General features: G+C 44.6%; 21 protein-coding genes. 8 read left to right on the top strand and 13 right to left on the bottom strand.

Annotation, left to right across the window (positions count from 1 at the left end; translation table 11 throughout):
* The first annotated feature begins 118 nt into the window (after positions 1–118).
* Positions 119–1798 (top strand): ribosomal protection-like ABC-F family protein, encoded by a 1680-nt coding sequence (abc-f, locus tag KNQ13_RS07585; RefSeq protein WP_026830923.1) that lies wholly within the window; start codon positions 119–121, stop codon positions 1796–1798.
* An 85-nt stretch (positions 1799–1883) separates the two neighbouring features.
* Here the strand turns inward: abc-f and rsgA are convergent, their stop codons facing one another.
* Entirely contained in the window at positions 1884–2933 is a 1050-nt protein-coding gene (rsgA, locus tag KNQ13_RS07580; RefSeq protein ID WP_014969604.1) for a ribosome small subunit-dependent GTPase A, read from the bottom strand.
* A gap of 269 nt (positions 2934–3202) precedes the next feature.
* Between rsgA and KNQ13_RS07575 the strand changes: the two genes are divergently transcribed.
* From KNQ13_RS07575 to KNQ13_RS07555, 5 genes are read left to right on the top strand one after another with little or no spacing between them, the layout of a single operon-like run.
* Positions 3203–3583, top strand: a complete 381-nt coding sequence (locus KNQ13_RS07575; protein WP_026830922.1) for a lmo0954 family membrane protein — start codon at positions 3203–3205, stop codon at positions 3581–3583.
* 55 nt (positions 3584–3638) lie between these two features.
* Entirely contained in the window at positions 3639–4262 is a 624-nt protein-coding gene (locus tag KNQ13_RS07570; protein WP_014969602.1) for a PspA/IM30 family protein, read from the top strand.
* A 59-nt stretch (positions 4263–4321) separates the two neighbouring features.
* Entirely contained in the window at positions 4322–5041 is a 720-nt protein-coding gene (gene liaF / locus KNQ13_RS07565) for a cell wall-active antibiotics response protein LiaF (RefSeq protein ID WP_014969601.1), read from the top strand.
* On the top strand, positions 5038–6063 hold the full coding sequence (locus KNQ13_RS07560; RefSeq protein WP_214773203.1) for a sensor histidine kinase: 1026 nt from the start codon (positions 5038–5040) through the stop codon (positions 6061–6063). The genes liaF and KNQ13_RS07560 overlap by 4 nt, the downstream gene beginning before the upstream one ends.
* Complete coding sequence (locus KNQ13_RS07555) at positions 6060–6689, top strand: response regulator (protein WP_014969599.1); 630 nt, start codon at positions 6060–6062, stop codon at positions 6687–6689. The genes KNQ13_RS07560 and KNQ13_RS07555 overlap by 4 nt, the downstream gene beginning before the upstream one ends.
* A gap of 135 nt (positions 6690–6824) precedes the next feature.
* On the opposite strand, the gene KNQ13_RS07550 is transcribed toward KNQ13_RS07555, so the two are convergent.
* The 11 genes from KNQ13_RS07550 to KNQ13_RS07500 form a co-directional block, all read right to left on the bottom strand.
* Complete coding sequence (locus KNQ13_RS07550; RefSeq protein WP_034774498.1) at positions 6825–8516, bottom strand: b(o/a)3-type cytochrome-c oxidase subunit 1; 1692 nt, start codon at positions 8514–8516, stop codon at positions 6825–6827.
* A complete protein-coding gene (locus KNQ13_RS07545) occupies positions 8517–8987 on the bottom strand; it encodes a cytochrome c oxidase subunit II (protein ID WP_014969597.1) in 471 nt (156 codons plus the stop codon).
* 12 nt (positions 8988–8999) lie between these two features.
* Positions 9000–9113: a cytochrome C oxidase subunit II gene (locus tag KNQ13_RS07540; RefSeq protein WP_236624399.1), complete on the bottom strand. Its 114-nt coding sequence runs from the start codon at positions 9111–9113 to the stop codon at positions 9000–9002.
* 205 nt (positions 9114–9318) lie between these two features.
* Positions 9319–10026 (bottom strand): Crp/Fnr family transcriptional regulator, encoded by a 708-nt coding sequence (locus KNQ13_RS07535; RefSeq protein ID WP_014969595.1) that lies wholly within the window; start codon positions 10024–10026, stop codon positions 9319–9321.
* A 180-nt stretch (positions 10027–10206) separates the two neighbouring features.
* Entirely contained in the window at positions 10207–11337 is a 1131-nt protein-coding gene (locus KNQ13_RS07530) for a CDP-glycerol glycerophosphotransferase family protein (RefSeq protein WP_236624398.1), read from the bottom strand.
* 74 nt (positions 11338–11411) lie between these two features.
* Complete coding sequence (gene tagD / locus KNQ13_RS07525) at positions 11412–11801, bottom strand: glycerol-3-phosphate cytidylyltransferase (RefSeq protein WP_014969593.1); 390 nt, start codon at positions 11799–11801, stop codon at positions 11412–11414.
* Entirely contained in the window at positions 11798–12982 is a 1185-nt protein-coding gene (locus tag KNQ13_RS07520) for a CDP-glycerol glycerophosphotransferase family protein (protein ID WP_209548222.1), read from the bottom strand. The genes tagD and KNQ13_RS07520 overlap by 4 nt, the downstream gene beginning before the upstream one ends.
* Before the next feature lie 102 nt (positions 12983–13084).
* Positions 13085–14467 carry an aldehyde dehydrogenase gene (locus tag KNQ13_RS07515; protein ID WP_026830918.1) on the bottom strand — a complete coding sequence of 461 codons (1383 nt, stop codon included), beginning with the start codon at positions 14465–14467 and terminating at the stop codon, positions 13085–13087.
* 101 nt (positions 14468–14568) lie between these two features.
* Positions 14569–15276, bottom strand: a complete 708-nt coding sequence (gene deoD, locus KNQ13_RS07510) for a purine-nucleoside phosphorylase (RefSeq protein ID WP_014969590.1) — start codon at positions 15274–15276, stop codon at positions 14569–14571.
* 25 nt (positions 15277–15301) lie between these two features.
* The gene (locus tag KNQ13_RS07505; protein ID WP_251027367.1) at positions 15302–16006 is read right to left on the bottom strand and encodes a response regulator transcription factor; all 705 of its coding nucleotides are present in this window, start codon (positions 16004–16006) and stop codon (positions 15302–15304) included.
* Complete coding sequence (locus KNQ13_RS07500; protein WP_026830917.1) at positions 16006–17763, bottom strand: cache domain-containing sensor histidine kinase; 1758 nt, start codon at positions 17761–17763, stop codon at positions 16006–16008. Before KNQ13_RS07500 ends, KNQ13_RS07505 begins: the two co-directional genes overlap by 1 nt.
* A gap of 210 nt (positions 17764–17973) precedes the next feature.
* On the opposite strand from KNQ13_RS07500, the gene KNQ13_RS07495 reads away from it, so the two are divergent.
* A complete protein-coding gene (locus KNQ13_RS07495) occupies positions 17974–19266 on the top strand; it encodes an NCS2 family permease (protein WP_026830916.1) in 1293 nt (430 codons plus the stop codon).
* 51 nt (positions 19267–19317) lie between these two features.
* Here the strand turns inward: KNQ13_RS07495 and KNQ13_RS07490 are convergent, their stop codons facing one another.
* On the bottom strand, positions 19318–20604 hold the full coding sequence (locus KNQ13_RS07490; RefSeq protein ID WP_014969586.1) for an ABC transporter substrate-binding protein: 1287 nt from the start codon (positions 20602–20604) through the stop codon (positions 19318–19320).
* 143 nt (positions 20605–20747) lie between these two features.
* On the opposite strand from KNQ13_RS07490, the gene KNQ13_RS07485 reads away from it, so the two are divergent.
* Positions 20748–22256 (top strand): potassium/proton antiporter, encoded by a 1509-nt coding sequence (locus tag KNQ13_RS07485; protein WP_312846192.1) that lies wholly within the window; start codon positions 20748–20750, stop codon positions 22254–22256.
* Positions 22257–22298: the final 42 nt, after the last annotated feature.

The raw sequence follows: 22298 nt of genomic DNA, 5'->3' as shown, positions 1-22298 counted from the left end.
TTCCTTAGATGAGGAAGATACCTTCTTTGATTTGCACTCCTGCACACCATCCGCTCGTTTTCGGATGGTGTGTTTTCATTTCATCTGTATTGAAATGAACTCCTAAGGAGCTGAGAATATGCCTACTGAAATCTTATCGATTCATGATTTACGCTTTGATCTTCCTCAACAGACGTTGTTCCAACACATCTCATTTTCCATTCATCCGGGTGAACATGTCGCCCTCGTCGGTGCCAACGGAGTGGGTAAAACGACGTTATTACACGTCATCCTCCAGCAGACCCAGCCGACTTCGGGCGATATCTTCCGCGTCTATACAAATCCCGGTCACGTCGCCCAACACCGTACTTCTTCCAATGACTCGGCACTCCGACTGGTCGAACAGGCCGATCTGCTTCGTTATCAGGCACGGGAACAGACAATGCAGTCGACGTCGCTTGAAGATTACCAAGCTGCGCTCGATTTAGACGCTTTTTCACTCGAAGCGGATGCAGCACGTGCGTTAAAAGAAGTTCAACTACCCGAACACGTCTGGTCTCACCCCTTCGACACACTCAGCGGCGGCGAACAGACACGTATCCAACTTGCCTGTCTGTTGGTCCAAAAACCAGATTTCATTCTGCTGGATGAGCCGACTAATCACTTGGATACTGACACGTTGGATTGGCTGATCGACTGGATGCACCAGACGTCGACCGCGATTCTTTATGTATCACATGAACGTGCTTTCATCGACGCAACGGCGGATGCTGTCATCGAGCTGACAGCAGATTGTGCAACACGGTATAAAGGAAATTATCAAGCATACCGGCATCAAAAAGACCAAGAGCTATTGACTCAACAACGTCAATATGAAAAACAGGAAAAAACGCGCAAAGAACTAAAACGAATGATCACCCGATACCAAAACTGGCATCAACAAGCCGTCGCCCACGCAAGTGAACGGGATCCTTACGCCAAGAAAAAAGCAGCCAAACAAGCGAAGAAGTTCAAAGCAAAAGAAAAGCAACTCGAACATGTTCTTGATCAACGAATTACCAAACCAGAAGCGGCCGCGTCTGTTCACGTTTCGTTTGAAGCCACATCGTTTGCAGCAAAGCAGTTACTTTCATTAGATACTGTCTCCTTTTCTTACGGGACTCTCCCACTGTTTGAACAGCTGTCCTTCTCCATCCAACAGGGAGACCGGATTGCTGTCATCGGTCGGAACGGTTCCGGGAAAACAACGTTGCTCCGTCTGATTCAAGGTGAGCTTGCTCCGCATCAAGGAACGATCAAACGCCACCCTTCCCTGACAATCGGATATTTTTCCCAGGCGCTTTCGAATCTTCCGACTTCCGGTTCTTTGCTTGACGCCTTGATGCAGGACACGACGATTTCCGAGACCGATGCCCGGACGCTTCTCGCTTGTTTTTTATTTCGGCGTGACCATGTCTATAAGCCAATTGCCGAAGCGAGTATGGGGGAACGATGCCGGCTTGCTTTCTTACGCCTCTATTTTTCCGGTGCACGTCTGTTGATTCTCGATGAACCGACCAACTATCTGGATTTAACGACACGCGAACAAATCGAAGCCGCTCTTGACGTCTTCCCGGGTGAACTATTGTTCGTGTCACACGATCGTTACTTCAACGACCGTCTCTCGAACCGGACAATCACGTTAGATCAAGCACCCACCGTTCATCCTGTCGGTACAAAACAATTACGGGAACAACAACCAAGCGACCTTCACGCCATCCAAAACGATCTAAGACGCCTCGATGATTTGACGGGAACGATTGACTTTGATCATTCTTAATCGTTCATAAAAAAGACGAACGGCGCCTCTCTATCCAGTAGAGAAAGGAATCGTTCGTCTTTTGTGTTTGACATTCGTTCTGATATCAGCGTTTCTGGTATTTTAGTTTTGTCCGGGCCTGTGCCTGTTTGTGCACTTTTTTCCATTTTTCTTTTTCCGCTACTTGAAGGGCAATATTTTGTTTACGTTCCGCATAGGCGATTTCACGCTTCAGCTTCAAAAAGCTGTCCCATCGTTCTTGTGCCAACTCTCCCTCTGCTAACGCAGCTTGTACCACACACCCCGGCTCTTTTCCGTGTTGGCAGTCCCGAAAGCGACATGATTTTGCGAGCATCTCGATGTCTGAAAAAGTAGAAGCTAATCCTTCGCTCCCGTCCCAGAGACCCAGCTCACGCATTCCCGGCGTATCAACAAGTAACAACCCGTTGGCTAATCGTTTTAGTTCCCGGTGGGTCGTCGTATGACGTCCCCGTTCGTCGTCTTCTCGGACCCCACCCGTTTCCATCAGTTGTTCGCCCGCTAAAGCATTCACGAGTGTCGACTTGCCAACTCCTGACGACCCGACAAGGACAATCGTCTCTCGCGGTTGCAGGACGTCTTTCAAGGCATCTAATCCTTCTCCCGTCAACGAGTCCACGGCAAAATAAGGTGTTCCGAATACAATCTCTTCAACCTCTGAAAGCGGTTTGTCCACGTTATCGATTAAACCTTTTTTCGTCAATACGATCAGTGGTTTGACCCCCGCTTCCCAAGCGACCGTCAAATACCGCTCTAAACGGCGAACGTTGAAATCGTGTCCAAACGCCATGACGAGTAACGCGACGTCGACATTCGCACAGATGATTTGTTCCTCGATTTCCGTCCCCGCTGCTTTTCGGGAAAATTGTGAGGTTCGCGGCAGAATCCGTTCGATGCGTCCTTTACCCACTTCCCGTTCTGATTGGATGACCCAGTCACCAACCGCCGGAAGTTCTGCTTTCGTCAACGCTTCAAACCGCATCTTTCCCGATAACTCACTTAATGTTTCCCCGTCAGCCGTCATCACACGGTATTGCTTTTGGAAGACCGCCGTGACGCGACCTAACTGTTCATTTGTTCCGACTTCATCTGTCGGTAACTTACCCCATTCGTTCAAATGGTTTCCTCCTCTGATTTAAGGGAGGGAAACCCCTCCCTGTACTCCGATAGATTGATTCATTACGTGGCTAGTCGCACTCATCAAACACCACTCCTCTCGTTTCTGATAGTCGAATTTTACCATATTATTTAAGTCAGACATAGCAGGCATACTAAAGTCAGACCTTCACTCTCCGCCTCAAGTCGGAGAGAATTACGGTCCGAAGGGCGTCGTGATTCACATTCAGCTGCCGTAAGATAAGAGTATCAAGAAAAGGAGGCTTCATCATGAAGCAATCAAAAGGAAAACAGGTCTTGATGGCACTTGCCGGTCTCGCCCTTCTCGCTGTCGTCATCGGTACATTACCACACATGATCGGACTCGGGCTCGGTGCGCTTATAGCATTTTATGCCATCGGTAAGTTTGTCCAAACATCAAAAGTGTTAGCAAAAATCGGATTCGGATTACTCGCCGCTCTTGGCATCGGTTTAGCTCTGTCTAACATCTGGGCCATCATCGGGATTGCTGCCGCTCTCGCTCTTTACATCGGATACATGCGAATGAAAATGCAACGTGTTGATTTAAATACTTTATTTGCCCGCCGTCGTTCGACAACTTCGACGCATTTTGAAGCCGATTGGAAGGATCTCGATCAAAAACGCCACTAATCGACCGTTTAATCCCAAACACACAAATGAACTTACATCCAAGGAGGAATTTTTCATGAAAAACGTATTTGACCAATTAAACGAGTTTGCCAATCAAATGATGACGGAAGTCAAGAAAGCAGCAGATCAAGGCGAAGCACCGGCTAAGAAGTTGGTCCGCCATATTCGGACGACTGAATCCGACCTAAAAGAAATCGACCGGCTACTCGAACGCCAACGGACGTTACTCGTCGAACTGACACATAAACAAGATGAAGCCAAAGAGTTGGCAGACAAACGCTTTACGCAGGTCGAAATCGCCAAAGAAGCAGGCGAACAAGAGCTTGCCGAACGGGCTGCAATTGAATCCAAACATTATGGCGAGCAGTTCCGTTTCTTTGAAGAATTGATCGAAGAGACGAAACGGGAATTGAACCAACTGGAACGGGAAGCACTTGAATTAAAACTGAAATTAGAAGATTTACAAAACAAACGGTATGAATGGATGATGCGTGAAAACGTCTCGAATCTAAAATCAAAGATGAACCAGGTGCTAGAACGTGAACCAAATGCTACTATTAAGGAAGAGCAACATCCATTTACAGTTGAAGAAGATGAAACGAAGGTAGAAGAAGCGACCATCGCAGAAGATGACATCGATGCACGGATTGCCGAACTCGAACGTCGTTTCCAAAAATAAGTGTTTTGATGAAGGAGGCATCGTTGCCTCCCTTTGTCATGTCAGGAAGGAGATTCCTCGTGCGACGATTAAGTACAAAACAATTAGTCGGTTACGTGTCGATCCTGTTCGCCCTCGGATTATTTTATGATTTGACGACAGGTGCCGGGAATGTGTTATTCGGAGTCCTGTTTCCGTTTTTACTGTACTATGTCGGAATCTATTTCCGTAAAAGAAATCATGAAAAACTCGCCATTTTGTTTTATGTCGTTGGTACAATCATCTTAGCTGGTGTCGTTCTGAGTTCGGCCGCTATCGGATTCGTCATTGCAGGAATCCTACTATATCTCGGAATCATTCTCGTCACACGACACTCGGTCAGAGAATTTTTCTTTTCGAAGATTTCTCCTAGTCTGTATGAGGAAGAAGGCATCAAAATTCAACCGGCATATTCGTTTACGACACAACAAGAACTTCCCTATGTCCTAAAGGATTTAAGTGAACAGTTCATCGTTCGTGATTTAGAGATTGATTTGACTCATGCTTATGTGCCTGAAGGCGAAACCTTGATCGTCGTCAGTGGTGTCGTCGGAGACGTCCGGATCTTGTTACCGTCGGGTTACGATTATACGCTCGATACGTCGATCGGATTCGGAAGCGTCAAAACCGATGTCCGTCGGATTCCGACGTTTTTCAATCGACGGATTCAATACCGGGCTCCTGAATATGACGAGGCGGTACGAAAAGTACGGATTCATGTCATGCTCGGTATCGGAAACGTGGAGGTGACATCGATATGAAACGTGACCAATTCCCACTTGGTGTCATCGCCCTTCAAGTCATGACCGGATTTTTGACCGCCATTTTGACGACGTTATTATTTTTAAGTACACGCCAAGTCGATTGGCATGTACTTTTCGTCCGTCAACAGGACTTTCCGGTCCTCCTGCTTGTCATCGGTCTCTCCTTACTACTCCCTTTAGCGGTTGGCAGTATTCATTATTTCTTTTTACGGCGTGATTTTAAAAAAGTCACGACAGCTATCATCGAACTCGAACAAGGAAAAGAAGTGACGATTGTCAACGGTCCCTATTTCCACACGCTGACACGCCTATCCCGAATCGGCAAACGGATTGATGAACAAGTCGAGACTGTCCAAAAAATCAGTACCCGTCCACAACATATCGAACAAGTCCGGATTCAAGCGATTACCGAGGAACGAAAACGGCTTGCTCGTGACCTGCACGACTCCGTTTCCCAACAACTGTATGCAATCTCGATGATGACGACCGCTGCCAAACAAACGATTTTAACGCAACCTGAAACAGCTGCTAAACAAATTGATCTCGTTGAGACGATGGCCCAGACAGCCCAATCAGAAATGCGTTCCTTATTGCTGCAGTTGCGTCCCGTTGAACTCGAAGGGATGACCTTACAACAAGGACTTACTCAACTTCTTGAAGAACTCTCTAGAAAACAATCCACTGAACTGAGTTGGAAGCTCGAAGCAATTGAGTTACCACGCCCGATTGAAAATGAACTGTTCCGGATCGTCCAAGAAGGTTTGACCAACGCGTTACGTCATGCGAAGGCGTCACATATGGATATCGAGTTGCGTCAATTCAATGATACGATCATCTTGAGCATGAACGATGATGGTGTCGGTTTCATCGTGGATGAAAAGAAGCTTGCTTCTTACGGTATCAATTCAATGCGCGAACGAACGGCAGAGATGGGCGGAACGATCCGCCTTGTCAGTGTCCCCGGACAAGGTACACAAATTGAAGTGAAATTGAGAAAAAATCGGATGGTGCAAGTATGATACGTGTGTTATTAGTCGATGATCATGAGATGGTTCGTGCAGGTGTATCTGCCTTTTTGTCCACTCAAGCAGATATTGAAGTTGTGGCAGAAGCATCAGATGGACAGGTCGGAGCTGAACTGGCTTTAAAGCATCGGCCTGATGTGATTTTAATGGATTTAGTCATGGAACCGGTTGACGGCGTTGAAGGAACACGATTGATTCGTAAAGACTGGCCAGAAGCGAAAATTCTTGTTGTCACAAGCTTTCTAGACGATGAAAAAGTCTACCCGGTCATTGAAGCAGGAGCCATGAGTTATGTCTTAAAAACAGCTAGTGCGTTTGAAATCGCGGAGGCCATCCGTAAAACTGCGAGCGGACAATCCGTCATGGCTGCTCAAGTCACCGGTAAAATGATGGAACGATTACGAAGACCAACGAGCCACCTGCATGACGATCTGACGGAGCGAGAACAGGAAGTCCTGCAATTGATGGCACGTGGCATGGCGAATCAGGAAATCGCCGATGAACTGTTCATTTCGTTGAAGACCGTCAAGACACATGTCTCAAACATCTTATCGAAACTTGATGTCGTCGATCGGACACAAGCGGTGGTTTATGCCTTTAAGCACGGAATTGTGAAATAACCTTTGATTGTTGAACTCGTTTTTTCTTTTTTTATACTTAAAAAGTTCGATGTGATAGATTTTCCATCCAAAAAAACGAACAAGTTCCTCCGAGATACAGGAGAAATTTGTTCGTTTTTTGTATGGCACAATCTGTCACCACAATTTCCATCCAGGTGCCCCAGGAGGCGCATTCTCAATCATATGCCAAATCGGGACCGTATACGCAAAAGCAATCAATGCAAACGTCACGAAAATCCAAAGTTTCCAATTCTCAAAGAAAAGTGGTGTCTGCATCGCCGCTTCTTCTGTTTCAGCAACCGGAAATTCCTCGATTCCTTTTGGAGCCCGAAAAGCAAGTTGGAACATCGCGAATAAAAACAACAGGATCGAGATGAACAAAATCGTCCCACCGATTGCCATCGCAGCGTGATAGGGAATCCAGTCGGCTACCAATGAATCTTTAAAATAGGCTGCCGGACCAGTCCGTCTTGGGTTTCCGAGTAAGCCTGAGATATGCATCGCGGTTGACATAAAGAGCATCCCAATCGTCCACGTTGCTGTTTGAATAAGACCGATACGATTGAGTTGCTTCGTCAGTGTCCGCCCTCTTAACAACGGAACCAGCCAATACGCTGTTCCAAAAAACGTCAAGGCGACAGCTGCTCCGACCGTGATATGAAAATGTCCCGTCACCCACAGCGTATTATGAACAACGATATTTAATTGGTGGGAAGCGTTGATGACGCCGCCCGCACCAGCCGGAATAAAAAATAACATCCCGACGAATGGAGCTAAAAATCGAACATCTCGATACGGCATCTTCTTGATCCATCCGAATAAGCCGGTGGCTCCGTTTCGTCTTCCCGCTAATTCAAATGTGGCAAACATCGAAAATGCCGTCATCAACGATGGAATGATGACAAGAAACGTCAAAACGACTTGAATGTATTTCCAAAATGCTGAAATACCAGGTTCTAATAATTGATGGTGAAAGCCAACAGGGAAAGAAAACAATAAAAACAATAAAAATGACATCCGGGCTAAGGCATCGGAAAAAATCTTTCCTCCGACAATTTTAGGAATCACCGTATACCACACAATATATGCTGGTAATAACCAAAAATAGACGAGGGGATGACCAAAATACCAAAACAGTGTCCGTGATAGCTCGATCCCAACTTTATCCGTCCAACCGAGTGACAACGGCAAGAGTTGGAACAAAATCGTAGCAGCAACACCTAGCGTCGCAACAACCCATAACAACACGGTCATGATGCTCATGTATGCCTGTAGTGGCGGATGAACACCCGGGTGTTCCCGTTTATAATCAGCGTACATCCGGAACATCGCACCGGAAGAAATCCAAGTCCCGACGACAAAAATAACAAGACCAATATAAAAGACAGGATGTGCCTTTAATGGCGCATAAAAAGTGTATAAGACCGAGGCTTCACCCGCAAGGACCATCCAGGTGACGAGCACGACTCCAAGCATCATCAACCAAAAACCAACCCATCCCAGTCGTCTCGGAAATTCTTCAAAACGACCAAACGATTGGCCTAAAAATGAGAATAATAATCCAAAGATAAATAATGTCGTAAATACAATGGCTAGCATCAGTCCATGTGCTGTCAATAATTCGTAATACCCGATTCCGGCGATTTCCGGAATGACTCCTGTCCGCACAAGCGTCTGTAACAACCCACATAATCCACCGATCAACAATGCGACGAGCGAAAAACTGACATGTGCAAATGCTAGTTTCGCTTCTTTTACGCCTAATTCCGTCGCAGGTATCCCCCGCTCCATCTCAAATTCTTTTAATTTTTTAGAAATGGCATTCATTTAATCCACCACCTTGATTTTTGTCGACATCATATGATGGGCTGTACCACAATATTCATTACAGACAATCAAGTAGTCACCGGCTTTTTCAAATGTATACTCCAGTGAATTGATATGCCCCGGTACGACCATCATATTGACGTTTGTTTTCACAATTTCAAATCCATGAACCACATCTTTTGATGTGACGAGAAAATCAACGGTTGCCCCTTTTTTAATGACCATGTCTTGAGGTGTGAATTGAAAGGCTTGCGAAACCATGACCGCTTCGTATTTGTTATCGTCAATTTTTTTTAGTCCTGGCTTATCGAATGGTTTTGTCTGATCGACTTGAGTTGGATCAATCAATGTGGCATCAGAGGGTGGCTGATTTCCTGAAGCAAAGGCAGACACTCCGATGATCAATAAGAAAACAGCTAACATCACGCAACCAAATCCTAACCAAATTTTCTCTAAACGATGAATATGCATTGTCTTTCCTCCTCATCTTGAACTAAATAATAGAAAAATCGATCCCCACATGCCGATGATGACTCCGGCAACGATGAAGACGGCGACCAGTGTTCCATGTAAATTCGATTCCGGTTTAGTACTCATGACGTAAAACCCCTTTCTCATTTCACCTCGGTGATGTACCTTTATTTTAAATAAGACTCGCATCAAGAAACCGTGATAAAAATCACAGTAGTTGTGACAATTTCGCTGTTTCCATTTAAAAAACACACATAAAGTTCACATTTTGTAATACAACAAATCAAAAAATCCTCCTGTCTCAAAGACAAGAGGATTGATCCTAAAACTATTAAATCCGGCAAACGCCTACCGGACAACCTTCACAGTGACATAGGTCCCTTAGATACTTGGCATCATGAATGATGATTTTAGTAGTGGTTGATGAAATGACTTTGTCCTTTTTCCACTGGGAAAACATCCGATTGACGGTTTCACGTGGTGCGCCAATCAATTGTCCGAGTTCACTATCTGACGGTCGATCCGAAAGTATATAGTCTTCTCCAACTTGTTTTCCGTTCATCGCAATCAAGCGGAGCAAGGTCGAAGCAAGGGCACCTTGTTTTCCGAATAATAAAAGATCTCGTAATTTCGTTTCTGACTGTTTTCGCATGAGTGCTTGCCAGCGCATGATTTCTAACGCAAAAACTCCATCGCGTTTCATCAGTTCTTCTAACTTACTTTTAGGGATGACACCAAGTACGCTGTCTTCCATCGTTTCGACGCTATACGAACTTGGAAATGCCTCTCCGACATCAAATTCACCAAATAAGTCCCCTTTAAAATACAAAAACATCATCAAAGGACTTCCCTTTTTCGTCAACTTCGACAATTTGACACCGCCTTGCTTCACATAAAACAGCTTATCGTTTAGTTCCCCTTCCCAACAAACGATCGCATCCTTTTTGAAAGTCACCTCGGTCATGAAATCTTCAAGTATCATTCGTGTCTCCGTCGATAAAACAAAGGTATTGGCTTCTGTCGTCCCACAAGCAAGCATGTCGCATTCTCCTTTCCTGGATTCCTTCTGACCTCAGTATAGAACATCACACGCACAAAAGGCGTTTTTTCAAAAGATTGTCAAACATTGTTCACCTTTTCACATTTTAATTTTAAATGAAAAGGGATGGATTCAAAAGTTCTTTCCTTTCAAATCCATCCCTCTAATGAGTCCAGACGATTAATTCGTCGTTTCCGGGTAATAAAATTCAATAATTCGTTGCGTCGCTTGCCCAGGTGTTTCTGCATACCAGAACATTTTAAAATTTCTCATCGCAATCCGGCTGTCGTCCAGAGCACGATCCGAACTGATCCAGTCGAACACCGTCTCGATTCGATCGGTAGCTACTACAGGTAGTGGGTCCGGATACGATTCAATAATTCCTGGTAGCTGGCGATACGTATTGATATCCGGCGTATAGAGAATCGTCGGAATTTCAAGCAGACAACTTTCAAACGGAATGGACGAATAGTCCGTGACGAGAACATCTGTAATAAGCAGATAATCATTAATGGAATATTCATCTGTTACAAAGTGAATATGCTCCATTTGATGCATAAATGCCGAGCGTACGGTCGGATGTAACTTGACAAGAATCGTCCACCCTTGATCCGTCAATCGTTCCAACTGATGAACCGTCTGACCTTCCATTCCATCATGTTCCCGGTAAGTCGGAGCATACAATATAATCCGTCGTCCGACCTGTTGATAGGCATTTTTTAATTGTTCTTTGATTTCCTGATGCTGTTCGTCGAACCAATAGTCTGTCCGTGGTACTCCAAACGGCTTAAAGACGGTTTTCGGCAAATCATGTGGCGCCAAAAACTGGGTCGCACATGGTTCTCCTGGTACAATAAAATCACCATACCGCTGATAGACATGCTTAAAACGTTTGCGTGTCCGTTTAGAAACCAGTAAGCTTCTGGACGAAGACAAACCAAATTGTTTTAATGTCCCGGCAGCATGCCAGAGCTGTACCCGTTGTGTTCCTTTTCGAATCGGCGCGACACTAAACTCACCGATATAATTATCAATAAAGATATGTTTAGAGGTTGCTAATAAATAAGCCAATCGAATGAAACGAAGTCGCCGATAAGGCAACCGATCTTCTGTTGCCCATCGTTCTGCGCATTTCACAAATTTTCTATCATAAACTAAATAACGTTTTTCTTTCGGGAATGCCGTCAGGAGTGCATCATTAATCGGTTTTACATTATCACCGTATGTGACCCAAAAGAGCGTTACCGGCTTCACGGGTAACAAACAGAAGATACGATAGAAAATCCGAAAAAGTAGCAAATAGATTTGCACGATACTCTCTCTCACGTTTATCCTGTCCTTCCAAGAAGAAAGACCGCACGAATCGTGTGGTCTTTCTTTGTTTATTATCCCTTACCTAATTCGGTTTTGATTTGGCTCGTCGAGATACCTTCCGTCCGGCTGAGATAAACGACTTCACAATATTCTTTCAGGAAGTCAAATTCACCTGCCCAGTCATCTCCCATGACAAACGTATCAATTTGATGTTCTTGTACATCACTGATTTTTTGATCCCAATTGTTTTCAGCAATGACTTCATCTACATACCGAATCGATTCCAAAATTAATTTACGATTTTCAAAACTATGATACGATTCTTTATGCTTCAAACGGTTAAACTCATCCGTTGAAATCGCAACGACTAAATAATCTCCCATTTCTTTTGCCCGTTTGAGGATATTGATATGTCCCCAGTGCAATAAATCAAATGTTCCGTACGTGATGATTTTTTTCATGATGATTCTCCTTTATGCTGGTTACTGACAAGTTGTACTATACGGTGACATGCCTGCTGAGAAGCCGTTCCGTCATCCCATTGGCAAAACTTCTTTTCAAATGCCGCAAACCGTACACCATATCGACTGTTCCATTCCGACAACTGATCGATTTCTTCAAATAATCGTTGTTCCTCTAAGACGAGTGGACCAGGCGCTTCTTGTTCGAAATCAAAATAAAATCCTCGTAAGTGATCACGATAATGTTCCAAGTCATACGTATAAAACAACATCGGTCGTTTCAAATGCGCATAATCAAACATGACGGAAGAATAATCCGTGATCATGGCATCCGCCGCGATATACAAATCGGAAATATCCGGATAATCCGATGCATTGTGTACTGACTCATAGGATGACGTATCTACTTGATCACCTACTAAATAATGCATCCGAATCAATAATGTATATTCCGTACCAAATCGTTTTTCGAACTGTTCGAGCGAAAACGGGAGTGTAAAGGAGTAGGAGCCCTGTGCCACGTACTCATTATCCCGCCAAGTCGGAGCGTACAGAATGATTTTTTTAGTCCGGTCGATGTGATAACGGGAGTAGACACGATCGAGAATTTCCGAATGTCGAGTCATCTGATAAAACAGATCATTCCGCGGATAACCGATTTCGAGCAACGTTCCTGTAAAATCAAATGCCCGTCTGAAGATTTTGCTCGAATAAGCATTCGGTGAAATTAACAGATCCCACTTCGATGCCTCACGCGCAAAGTCCTGTTTATAACGTTCTGTCGTTGCATTCGCCATCTGAACCTCATCCATGTCGAGCGCCAGCTTTTTCAAGGGCGTTCCGTGCCACGTCTGTAAATAAATCGTTTCTTTTCGTTTATATAACCACGACGGAAGACGACTGTTCGAAATCCAAACGCGTGACGTTGCCAATAGATACACCCAACGAATCGTCATTCGATTGACCGTTTGAACAGCAGGATCATCAAACGTACTCCGGCGGTCTTTACTGAACAGCAATTCGAATTCCGGATGTTCCTGTTGGAAAGCTTCATAAATCGCACGTGGATTATCACTGTACTGTTTCCCCAAAAAACTTTCGAAGACTATTCGATGTTGGCGAACGGGCAGACAAGCAAACAATCGCATCAATAGATGCAACATCGTTTCAATTAGTTTGATTTTCTTGATCCACTTACGTAAATGATGTTTCAAAAGTCATACTCCTTATTTCAACAAAAAATTTACTTTTTATGACACTTCATATTTATCAAACCTCAACCATCATAACAAAAAGCGCATCCATTTGGAATCGGTATTTGAACGCATGTAGCGGAAAGGTAAATCGAACTTCGTCGTATTATGGACAAGTCCTTTTTGATGGCTGAACGTCTCAAAACTATATTTGCCATGATAGCCGCCGATTCCACTCGCACCAACGCCGCCAAACGGTAAATTATGCTGAGCGACATGCATCAATGTATCGTTCACACAACCACCCCCAAAGGAAATCCGGTTCAAGACCCGCTCCTTGATGAATTCATTTTCTGTGAACAGATATAGTGCTAGAGGTTTGTCTCGATCCGTGACAAACGTGATGACGTCTTCGATTTCTTCATATACCAAAACCGGTAAAATCGGACCAAAGATTTCTTCCTGCATCAATTTCGAATCGGCTGAAACGTTTGTCATGACGGTTGGCGCCATCTTTCTTGATTCCGGATCGACCTGCCCACCAAATTGAATGTCACCTTGCGCAAGGTAACTCGTCAATCGTTCCAAGTGACCGTCGGATACGATTTTGACATAAGAACCAACACCAACACCATTCCCATACTGAGAAAATGCTTCCTCTTCAATTAAACGTAAAAAGGTTTCCCGGACGTCTTGATGGACAAATACATAGTCTGGCGCGATACACGTTTGCCCAGCGTTTAACCATTTCCCCCAGGCAATTCGTTTTGCAGCCAGTCGCAAGTCCGCATCTTTATGAACGATCGTCGGAGACTTCCCGCCCAGTTCAAGCGTGACCGGTGTTAAATGTTTTGCGGCTGCCTGGTGAACGATTTTCCCGACACGCGTCGAGCCTGTAAAGAAGATATAGTCAAACTTCTCTTCTAAAACGGCTGCACTCACATCGGCATCGCCTTCGATGACTAAACCAAACCGTTGATGGAACGCCGTCTCAAATACTTCGCGTAAGACACGTGAGACATTCGGCGTCAATTCAGATGGTTTCAGGACAACCGTATTCCCGGCTGCAATCGCTCCAATGACTGGGGCAAGCGCCAATTGGAATGGATAGTTCCAAGGGGCGATGACAAGCACGTTTCCGTACGGTTCTAAACGGATTTCACTTTTTGATCCAAAATGTAATAACGGTGTTCCGACACGGCGTGGTTTTGCGAGTCGTCGCAATTGTTTTTCCATTCGATTCAGTTCGCCATAAACAAACCCAATCTCCGTCGTAAACGCATCTTGTCGTCCTTTATTCAAGTCGACTTCCAACGCTTCATAGATCGCTTCCTCGTGCGTTTCAATCGCTTGTTTTAAAAACGTCAGCATACTTAATCTGAAGGCGACGCTCCGCGTGGCACCGGTCTTGAAAAATGTTCGTTGTACGCCGATACGACTTGATAGATCTGATCCAATTACCGTCAATCCCATCGATTGTTCCCCCTTGTCATGTCTTCCAATTCTTCCTTCTCATTCTACCATAGCTGTTGAAGCAAACAAAAAAAGCGGAGAGTCTTTTCTCCGCTTTCCCTTTACAGTTGAATCGCTGTTTCGAGTGCGACCTTCATCATATCGTTGAACGTCGTTTGACGTTCTTCCGCTGTCGTTTCTTCGCCTGTCAACAGATGATCTGAAATCGTTAAGATCGTCAAGGCATTGACTTTATGTTTCGCAGCAAGTGTGTAGAGACCGGCTGCTTCCATCTCGATTGCGAGGCAACCGAAATCCGCCCATTTTTTAAAGTGATGGAAATCATCTTGATAAAATTGATCCGTCGTGAAGATTTGACCGACTTTCGCATCAATCCCGTGTTCTTTTGCTGTGTTGTATGCTTTATACAACAGATCGAACGATGCCGTAGGTGCATAGTCGAGTCCGTTAAAACGGACACGGTTCTGTGCCATATCGTGTGAAGCACTCATCGCGATGACGACGTCACGGACTTTCACGTCCGGTGTAATTCCACCGGCAGTCCCGACACGGATCAGGTTTTTCGCACCATACGATTGAATCAATTCATTGGCATAAATCGACATTGATGGAACACCCATCCCCGTCCCTTGAACCGATACTTTTTTCCCTTTATACGTTCCTGTAAAGCCGTACATCCCACGAACTTCGTTATAGAGAACAACATCCTCTAAAAATGTCTCGGCGATGTATTTTGCCCGGAGTGGATCTCCTGGAAGTAAAACCGTTTCTGCAATCTGACCTTCTGTTGCGTTAATGTGTACGCTCATGTACGATTCCTCCTTGAAATGTCGACTAAACAGACAACAACTCTCTGAACTCATTCGGGGTCATCCCGAACTGCTTTTTAAACACTTTCCGAAAATATTTGTCATCATGATACCCGACTTCAAGCGCAATCTCATAAATCCGGGCGTCTGTCTCCCTGAGCAATTCCTTGGCACGATTCAAGCGAATCGTTTGAATGTAATCGGATAAATTAACGGAGAAACGTTGTTTAAACCGTCTGGAAATGTATTCTCGGCTTAAGTAAAAGCGTTCACTCATGAGTTGAAGTGTTAGTTCTTCCGCATAATGTGTCGCAATGTATTTTGCAATCTGATCAATCGCCTCCCCCTGTTCTTGAACAGGACACAGCAATTCCATCGCCCGAGCAAGTGCATCGTTTAAGATGTCCGGGTCGATCGGTTTTAGTAAGTAATCAAAAGATTGATGTAAAATCGCACGACGCATATACGTATAATCATCATACCCTGTCAGTACGATCGTGACGACCTTTGGATGATGATTTTTTGTCCATTCCAGTAAACTTAAACCGTCTAGTCCAGGCATCTCGACATCCGTCAGCATCAAATCTATTTTTTCCTGATTCAAAAATTGTTTTGCCGTAATACCATTGTCTGCTTCAAAAATATTGGTGACTTTCCATTCATCCCATTCTCCGAGTAATTTAACGGCATCTCGTACATGTTGTTCATCGTCTACAATCAATACATTCATCATAGTTCCTCCTGTTCAACGGGAATACGAATGACGATTCTAAAACCACCTTCTGCCGGAGATTGCAGCACCATGCTTGCTTGATCCCCATAAAAGATGAGTAAGCGTTCGTAGATATTGTGTAGCCCGATTCCAGACGTTTGCCGATCTTCCGGTCTCCGGTGCATCCGCATCGTTTGATCAATCGTATCGAGCACAGGCGGATCCATGATCACACCGCTGTTTTCAACTTGAATGATGAGTTGGTCACCATCACTTCTGACTTTATAGGCCAAATAATTTTCCGTCGCATCCATTTGCTGATTGAACGCATGTTTGAAGTAATTTTCCGCAAAGGGCTGCAAAATCATTTTCGGGACTTCAATCGAATTCATGTGCCACGGCACATCGACGATATAACGAAAACGATTTGGAAAACGTTGTTGTTGGAGACGCATATAGGATTGAAGATGATCGACTTCTTGTTTCAAGGTCACAATCGTCTGCTCGTTGTTCATCGAATAACGCATCATCTGCGACAAGCCAGTGATTGAACGATAGGCGACTTTACGGTCTCCCTGCAATGTCGTTGTTCCGATTGACTGTAAGGCATTGAATAAAAAGTGTGGATTCAACTGTGATTGTAGCGCCCGCAACTCGTTCGTCCGATTTTCAAGAGCAAGGCGGTACTCACGTTTGATCAATCGATCAATCCGCTGGATCATCCGTTGGAATTGCCGATTCAACAATCCAATTTCGTCATTTGTCGTCGCTACGAATCGTGCTGATAAATCCCCTTGTTCGACTCGCCACACATTCGCCGTCAATTGTTTGATCGGTTTCGTGATTTCAAGGGCTACGAGACTCGCTGCCATGATCATTAAAATCAAGGAGACGGCACCAATCAAGATTAAAATCAAGGCCGTTTCATTGGCCCCTTTGACGACTGAAGCATAGGGAATCGCCTTTACTAACGTAATCGGGACACCTTGTGTGTTTGTTTTAGCGTAGACGATGAAGGAATCACCGACCCGCATACTGCCGTTCGTCCCCGTGAATCGATCGTTCGTGACCGGCAGTTCTTGTCCTGTTTTCGCAATCAGTTGATTTCCATTCATCAGCCAAAGTGATTCATCCGGAAAATTCTCAAACAACTTTAACTGTTGTTTAAACACACTTGTCGGGATGTCGACCGACAGAAAACCAAGGGGCTCGTCCGTTTCGACTCGGTTGATCCGATAGCGAAAACTTACGATTTCTTCCTCATCAAGAATCATCGTATGCGTATTATAAGCAGCAATCCGGTGAGCGGGATCAATCAACCATCCATTTTTTTGTTTCATCAACCGAAAATAATCCGTTTCTTGTAACCAATCAAACTTTCCTCTGCTCGAGGTTTTCATATTGTAGACGGAGTACTCGGAGTTGCCCTTTAAGATGACGAAATGAAGCTGCTCGATGTCTTGCCTCGATAAAAAAAGACCTAATAACGCTCGTGAAATCACACCTTCTGATTCGCTCAGTTCTGCATCTGCCCCAACAGTCATGATGTTGATCAGCGAACGATTGGCATAGAGACTCGTCGGTAAACGTCGCACATCTTCCATATAATGACTGATTTGGTTGCTTCCTCTTTTTAAAGCGTTCAGGCTCGAGCGTTCGGCCTGTTCTACATTTTGGTGGCGGACATATACGTAAGAAGCTGACGTAGCAAGCGTTGTAGGGATCAGAATCGCCAAGACGACAAGTCGAATCAAACGTGTTCGGATGCTCTTCACTGCCGTCTCCCTCCATCCTTTTTCTTCTAATAAGTAGTATAGCATAGCTGTATCCGCTTACATGCATGTCTTTTATTAGTTTAGCTCCCTGCTTGTTTCACCAGAATTCCCTTCATCAAAAAAGAATGCTTGATTCCGAATGAATATTGCTATAACATCGTTAATGTTCGTTTTTAACAAACTTTTTTAGATTAAGGTGGTTTCTGACACATGTTCAAACTTTCTGCACACCATACAACAGCCAAACGTGAAATCCAGGCGGGTTTCATTACCTTCATTACGATGGCCTACATTCTTTTCGTTAACCCCACCATCTTATCGGAAGCGGGAATTCCTCAAGATCAAGCCTTCTCGGCAACAATCATCGCGACACTTGTCGGAACGTTACTGATGGGCTTTTATGCCAATCTTCCGATTGCTGTTGCACCGGGTATGGGGTTAAATGCTTATTTTACGTATACCCTCGTCATCGGTGAAAAAATTCCTTATCAAACGGCTTTGTCTGTCGTTTTTGTAGCGGGACTGATTTTTCTTCTTTTGTCCTTGTCACCTTTACGGACGAAACTCATCGAGGTCATTCCGGCGACACTTAAACTAGCCATCACAGGCGGGATTGGTCTATTCATCGCCTCACTCGGTTTAAAAATGTCTGGCATTCTGATTGCTGATCCGGCAACACTGATCACCATTGGATCATTGACGTCACCGGAAGCACTCATCACATTGATTGGTCTGCTCGTTGCCGCCATCTTAACGGTCAAGCGTGTACCCGGCGGTCTCCTCTACGCGATGTTACTCTCCGGATTACTCGCTTTCTTTACGGGAGAGCTGACATTTTCTAAAACGTTGGTAGCTTTCCCGACCTTACCGGAAGGAATCCTTGTCGCGAATCCGTTATCGGCTATCCAAGATGTCATCCAATACGGTTTGTTCAGCGGAGTCCTGTCCTTTGTCCTTGTGACGATGTTTGATACGACCGGTACGATGGTCGCAGTCGGCGAACAAGCTGGTCTGATTGAAAAAGATGGTACTTTAAAAAACAGTGAACGGGCCTTGTTATCCGATTCGACGGCGATGATTGTCGGATCAATGTTCGGAACCAGTCCAACGACGGCTTACGTCGAATCAGCTTCCGGTGTCGCAGCTGGTGGGCGAACAGGTTTAACGTCTGTCACGGTCGGCATCTTATTTGCACTCGCTGCGGTCTTCGGTCCGATCGTTCAGTCGATTTCTAACGTCCCTGCCATTACCGCACCTGCTTTATTGTTGGTCGGTGCCTTGATGCTCCAAAACATCAAACAGATTGACTGGGATGATTTCAGCGAAGCATTTACGGCCTTCATGGTCATCATCATCATGCCTCTTTCTGGCAGTATCGCGACAGGAATCGCCTTTGGATTCATCATCTATCCCATCATGAAAGCTGTGCAAAAACAGCGAGTCCACTTCTTGATTTATCTGTTTGCTGTTCTGTTTTTCATTCAATTGTTTTTCCTACATTAATAATAAAAAACGTGTTGTTTCCAATTTTTCTTGGAAACAACACGTTTTTTATTATTTCTTCATTTTTTCCCATGTCTTCGTAAAGTCTTGTAACATCTCTTCCGATGTTTTTTGTTTCCCTACATAGGCTTGCATGATGGCACCAAATTCATTAACAGCGCCGTCCGGGTATTTAAACCAGTTCCATGAGATTGTTTTATCTTCTTTAGAGTACTTGATGATATCGTCAGCGAGTGGTCCAAGATCCGCTGCTTCGATCGATTTGAAAGCAGGAATGAACTTGAATTTGTTGACCATATAATCTTTTCCTGTCTCAGATGTCGCCATCCATTCCAAGAACTTTTTACCTTCTTCTTTATTTTTCGAGTTTTTGTTAACGACCCAGTTGTTCGGTACGCCAACCGGAAGTCGGTCCATTTTTTCTTTATCATCATTGATCGGCATCGGGATGAAGCCCATTTCGATATCCGGATTCACGTCCGTAATCAATTGTTGTGCCCAGTTCCCTTGTTGAATCATCGCTGTTTTTCCTTCAGCGAACTGGGAGACTTGTGTATTGTAATCCGTCGTCAACGGATTTTTGTTGCCGTATTCGATCGTTAGATCAAACAGATTCATGAACTCTTTAAATTGTTTGTTGTCTTCAAACTTCCCTTTTCCAGCGTTTAAGTCCGCGATGAACTGATCCGGATCATCCTGTTGCGCCATCGGGATGTTCATCAAGTGGTTTCCAAGAATCCACCATTCACCATATCCGATTGAAAATGGTGTGACACCATCTGCTTTAATCTTTTTAGATGCTTCTGTCAATTCAGTCAACGTTTTCGGTAACTCGGTAATCCCTGCTTTTTTGAAGATTTCTTTATTATAGATGAATCCATAACCTTCTAAGTTCATCGGCATACCGTACAGTTTTCCATCAATCGTCATCGGTTCTTTCGACAGATCCGTCAAATCACTGACCCATTTTTCATCTGACAAATCTTCTAGCTTGTCTTGCCATGTTTTCGCTTCTGTAAATCCACCGTTGTTAAAGACGTCCGGCTCGTTCCCTGACGCAAACTGTGATTTCAAGGCAGCGCCATAATCCGATCCGCCACCCACCGTTTGAACGACTACTTTTACGCCGGTTTCTTTTTCGTAGGCCTTCGCCATCTTCTCCATGTCTTTTGCGATTTCAGCTTTAAATTGGAATACGTTGAGGGTCTTTCCGTCCTTGGAAGAGCCACTGTCCTTTGAGTCATCACTATTGAGTGTTCCACCGCCACCACATGCTGCAAGTGCTACGACCATTGCCGTCGCGGCAACCGGTAGTGCTGCCCATTTACGTTTACGCATTCGGATACCTCCCTGATTTTCGAGTTGATAATCGTGCTACGCTTTTACATTAAATGAAAACGCTTGCAATAAAAACGGATAATTTTGTCCGGTGTGGTGGAAAATATTGAACAATCGTTATCCGACAGAAAAACTCGGGATTAGTGTATGATAAAAGTAGATACTACTTTACGAAGGAGTTTGATGCAATATCCCTACAATTTACGATTTTACTGATTGGTTTACTGTTATTCATCGCCGTCTGGACGACGAAGTTATCCAGTCGTCTCAACATTCCGGCACTCTTGATTTTTATCGCCCTCGGAATGATTGCCGGAAGCGATATTACCGGATTCATCCGATTCGACGATGCCGAGTTGGCACAATTGCTTGGTACGGTGGCATTAATCATCATTTTATTCGAGGGTGGACTTCAGACTGTTTGGAAAGAAGTCAAAACAGAACTCAGTCCTTCGCTCTCACTTGCTACATTCGGCGTCTTCACTGCTACGACGATCGTCGCAGTCGCTTCCCACTACATTCTTGGCTTCAGTTGGGCCAATGCCTTTTTGTTAGGGGCAATCGTTGGATCGACGGACGCCGCCGCAATTTTTTCGGTCCTCAGCGGACAATCGGTTCGGCGGAAAATCGGTTCGACCTTAGAACTCGAATCAGGCACAAATGATCCGATGGCTGTTTTCCTGACCGTCTTTTTCCTTGAATTCGTCACGAATCCGAAAGATGCCTCGCTTGTTTCCGGTCTCTCCTCACTTGTTTGGGAAATGGTAGTGGGATTACTGCTCGGACTACTGCTCGGATGGATCGCCTCTACTTTACTTAACCGAATCGACTTAAGCTCATCTAGTTTTTATCCGATTCTCTTGATGTCGTTTGCCTTTCTTTCGTTCGGCATTGCCGATACGGTCCATGCGAGTGGGTTTTTAGCCGTTTACGTCACAGCCATCTATATTAGCAACCATGAGTTGGTCTATCGCCAAACGCTTGTCCGCTTCACGATGAGCATGGCACATCTTGCTCAAATCGGGATGTTCATCGTGCTCGGATTACTCGTATTCCCAAAACAACTACTTGATCCACGCGTGATTTTATCCTCGATTGCGTTAGCATTGATTCTGATCTTCATCGCACGCCCTGTTTCTGTCTGGCTGAGCTTGTTACCCTTTAAATATTCGTGGCAAGAAAAAGTCTTTATTTCCTTCGCCGGGCTCAAAGGAGCTGTCCCGATCATACTCGCGACCTATCCACTTGTTGCGGGTATTGATAATGCCGGAATGATCTTTAATATCGTCTTTTTTACCGTTCTTCTGTCCACGCTCATTCAAGGAAGTGTCTTAACCTTTTTAGCAGAACGACTGAATCTAAACGAAACCGGTTCTTCGACCATTCAAACGGTCATTGAGTTCATGTCGATTGGTAAACCGAATGCTGAAATCATTGAACTGACGATTCCAACCTCTCATCCATTCGTCGGGAAAGCGATTTCGGAGATTGATCTTCCACAAGAGTTTTTAATCACGGCGATTATTCGAGAGGATCAAATCGTCACACCTCGGGGAGATACAATTTTTGAAGGACGTGACCAGTTGCTTCTATTAACACCAAAACATCGTATTAAAACGCTGAAACGCTTTTTATTTCCTAAAACTTCATGAAACAGAACAGGGGTGACGGATTTGAAATCCGTCACCCCTGTT

This window comes from Exiguobacterium sp. s128, from assembly GCF_018618815.1.
In the GTDB taxonomy this organism is placed as follows: domain Bacteria; phylum Bacillota; class Bacilli; order Exiguobacteriales; family Exiguobacteriaceae; genus Exiguobacterium_A; species Exiguobacterium_A antarcticum.
The sequence above is the reverse complement of the archived record's forward strand: the minus strand, read 5'-3'. Positions and strand labels throughout refer to the sequence as shown.